Below are 901 nucleotides of genomic sequence, written 5' to 3'. Positions count from 1 at the left end.
TGATGGGTCTTTCCAGACCTCTTCGCCTGCTTCATTCCTTTGTAACTCCGTATAGAGTGTCCTACAACCCCAGAAGGCAAGCCTTCTGGTTTGGGCTGGTCCCGTTTCGCTCGCCGCTACTCAGGGAATCGCGTTTGCTTTCTCTTCCTCCGGGTACTTAGATGTTTCAGTTCCCCGGGTCTGCCTTCTCCTGCCCTATGTATTCAGGCAGGGATTCTGTCCCATTACGGACAGAGGGTTTCCCCATTCGGAAATCTCCGGATCAAAGCTTACTTACAGCTCCCCGGAGCATATCGGAGTTAGTCCCGTCCTTCTTCGGCTCCTAGTGCCAAGGCATCCACCGTGCGCCCTTTCTAACTTAACCATCAAAGAAATACAAGCGGCGCATCTCGTCGTCAGCTTCTGTCGTTCCCTCAGTCACGTACGCAAGTACGCTCCTTCAGTCTCTTCATCGCTTCCTCGATCTGCTTGCTTCTCTTTCTTTTTGAAAAACCTAAAATGGCGATTACTCGGTTATTGCTTGGTTACTTCTTATACGATATTATCCAGTTTTCAAAGAACAAATTTGGTGGAGCCTAGCGGGATCGAACCGCTGACCTCCTGCGTGCAAAGCAGGCGCTCTCCCAGCTGAGCTAAGGCCCCATATGAAACGAGTAAGGATGGTGGGCCTGAATGGACTTGAACCATCGACCTCACGCTTATCAGGCGTGCGCTCTAACCAGCTGAGCTACAGGCCCTTACTCTATATCGGTTGTGATAAAGAAGGATTGAACCTTCAAAACTAAACAAAATACAATGCCAGCCTCTTTTCGATGTCTAGCTCCAGCTGCCAGACTCTCGGATATAAGCTGTCACGCTTGTGCGGCCAAAAGCGCCGCTTCAGCGGTCCATCTTATCTCTG

Annotated in this window: 2 tRNA genes and 1 rRNA gene; all 3 read right to left on the bottom strand. The window is 50.5% G+C overall.

From position 1 onward, the window contains the following. Positions 1 to 364 (bottom strand): 23S ribosomal RNA (locus tag QY97_RS19400); the annotation flags it as partial. Between the two features lie 202 nt (positions 365 to 566). Next, positions 567 to 642: transfer RNA gene (locus tag QY97_RS19395), tRNA-Ala, on the bottom strand. A gap of 18 nt (positions 643 to 660) precedes the next feature. Further along, a tRNA-Ile gene (locus tag QY97_RS19390) sits at positions 661 to 737 on the bottom strand. Between the last annotated feature and the right edge of the window lie 164 nt (positions 738 to 901).

The sequence above is a fragment of the Bacillus thermotolerans genome (assembly GCF_000812025.2).
In the GTDB taxonomy this organism is placed as follows: domain Bacteria; phylum Bacillota; class Bacilli; order Bacillales; family Domibacillaceae; genus Quasibacillus; species Quasibacillus thermotolerans.
The sequence above is the reverse complement of the archived record's forward strand: the minus strand, read 5'-3'. Positions and strand labels throughout refer to the sequence as shown.